The organism is Streptomyces sp. NPDC056948, assembly GCF_042674225.1.
Classification (GTDB): Bacteria; Actinomycetota; Actinomycetes; order Streptomycetales; family Streptomycetaceae; genus Streptomyces; species Streptomyces purpurascens.
Map to the genome: position 1 here is coordinate 1 of NZ_JBHUQX010000751.1, position 2,030 is coordinate 2,030.

The window sequence follows — 2,030 nt, forward strand, 5'->3', positions numbered from 1 at the left end:
GCACGGAGTCGCCCCGTACGGCGTGGCCGGAGGTTCAGGCGTTCCTGATCGCCGAGATGTCGAAGCTGAGCTTGATCTTGTCGGAGACGAGGACGCCGCCGGTCTCCAGGGCGGCGTTCCAGGTCAGGCCCCACTCGGAGCGCAGGATCTCCGCCTTGCCCTCGAAGCCCACGCGCTCGTTGCCGAAGGGGTCCTTCGCGGCGCCGTTGAACTCCAGGTCGATGGCGAGAGGGCGGGTCGTGCCGAGGATCGTCAGGTCGCCGGTGATGCGGTAGTCGTCGCCACCGAGGGACTCCGCCTTGGTGGAGCGGAACGTCATGGCCGGGAACTCGTCCGCCTTGAAGAAGTCCGCGCTCTTGAGGTGGCCGTCCCGGTCGGCGTTGCCCGTCTCGATGCTGTCCATCACGACGTCGAGGGAGGCCGAGGACTGCGAGGGGTCGGTGCCGTCGAGGCGGAGCGTGCCGGTGAAGTCCTGGAAGCCGCCCTTGACGTTGGTGACCATGGCGTGGCGGGCGACGAAGCCGATCGTCGAGTGCGCGGGGTCGATCGTGTAGTCGCCGGTGAGGGCGGCCAGCTCCGGCCGGACGGCGCCGGACGTGGCGGTGGCGGTCTCGGTGTCCTTGCTGCTGAAGATGCTCATGGGTGCGCCTCCTGCGAGTGATGTGATGACGACTCTTGATGTTGAATCTTGAACTACATCAACGCGCACCACCGTAGACCTATTCCGGTTCAATGTTCAACATCATTGGAAGCTGTGTCGCGATACCGCCGCCTGGCGGCACCCCGCGGCCCGCAGGGGTGGTCCTGCGGCGGCCGTCGCGGACGGGCCCGGCCCGTGGACCGCCTACGGAAACGGGCACGTCGGACCGGGTGAGCCGGGCCCGTGAGAGGGCTCCAGCGCTGGCGCGGTGCACCGGGATGGCGGTGTCCTGGAAGAGGAGGTTCCGTGTGAAGGGACCCAGCAGGGACCCGCATGGAGACAGACGAGACCACGGCGGACGTACAGCGCAGGGAGACCGACCGATGACACTCACCGGCTCCGGCTCGGCCTACGACCCACCGGGCCCCGCCCCACGCGGCCCCGCTGCCCCTGCCCGGGTGCGCGAGCACGGACCGGCGCGGCGACTGGACCGGCGCGTGGCCCTCGTCACCGGGGCCTCCTCGGGCATCGGGGCGGCCACGGCGCGGCGATTCGCCATGGACGGCTGGCAACTGCTCCTCAACGGACGCGACCGGCGCTGCCTGGAGCAGACGGCGTCCGGCACCTCGGCCCTCGTACTGCCCGCCGACCTCGCCGCCCCGGGCGGTCCGCGCCTGCTGGCCCAGTCCGCGCTGCACGCGACCGGCCGGATCGACGTCCTGTTCGCCGGGGCGGGCATCGGCTGGACGGGCCCGTTCGCGGCCATGCCGCACACCGACATCGACCGGGTGCTGGCCCTGGACCTCAACGCCACGCTCCACCTCGTGCGCGAAGTACTGCCGTCCATGATCGCGGCCGGCCGGGGCCGGGTGGTGCTGCTCGGCTCGGTCGCGGGCCGCGTGGGCGTACGGGAGGAGGCGGTGCACTCCGCCGCGAAAGCGGGCCTGGCCGCCTTCGCCGAGGCGCTGCGCCAGGAACTGCGCGGCACGGGCGTGGGCGTCACCCTCGTCGTGCCCGGCCGCGTCGGACCCACCCGCCGGGGCAACCCCTACGACCGCGCCACCCCCCGCCCCGTCTCACCCGGCAGCGTCGCCCGCGAGGTCTGGGAGGCCGTACGCCAGGACCGCGACGAGGCGTACGCCCCCGCCTGGCGAACCCTCCCGGCCCGCCTCCGAACCCTGGCCCCGGGGCTGTACCGCCGCCTACGGAACCGCTTCGCCTGACCGGCGCCGGTGCGTCACCCACTCCCTGCCCGACACGCGTTGCCCGCACCGGGAGGCCGACCTCGGCTTGCGTCCCGTTCCTTGCCGGGCGCGTGGCTTCCCGCCCGCGCCCGGCTCCCCGGCCGCGCTCGAGCCCTCGTACCGGCCTGCGCCTGAGCCCTCGCTCG

2 protein-coding genes are annotated in these 2,030 nt (G+C 72.8%); one reads left to right on the plus strand and one right to left on the minus strand.

Features of this window, described 5'->3' with window-relative positions:
- Nucleotides 1–34 precede the first annotated feature (34 nt).
- The gene (locus tag ACFTZL_RS44325; protein WP_382596163.1) at nt 35–640 is read right to left on the minus strand and encodes a YceI family protein; all 606 of its coding nucleotides are present in this window, start codon (nt 638–640) and stop codon (nt 35–37) included.
- Between the two features lie 383 nt (nt 641–1,023).
- Between ACFTZL_RS44325 and ACFTZL_RS44330 the strand changes: the two genes are divergently transcribed.
- Entirely contained in the window at nt 1,024–1,863 is an 840-nt protein-coding gene (locus ACFTZL_RS44330) for an SDR family NAD(P)-dependent oxidoreductase (RefSeq protein WP_382596166.1), read from the plus strand.
- The last annotated feature ends 167 nt before the right edge of the window (nt 1,864–2,030 follow it).

What these genes read in the sequence shown, in the direction of transcription:
- ACFTZL_RS44325 (WP_382596163.1), bottom strand. Translation starts at nt 640, where the DNA reads ATGAGCATCTTCAGCAGCAAGGACACCGAGACCGCCACCGCCACGTCC.
- ACFTZL_RS44330 (WP_382596166.1), top strand. Translation starts at nt 1,024, where the DNA reads ATGACACTCACCGGCTCCGGCTCGGCCTACGACCCACCGGGCCCCGCC.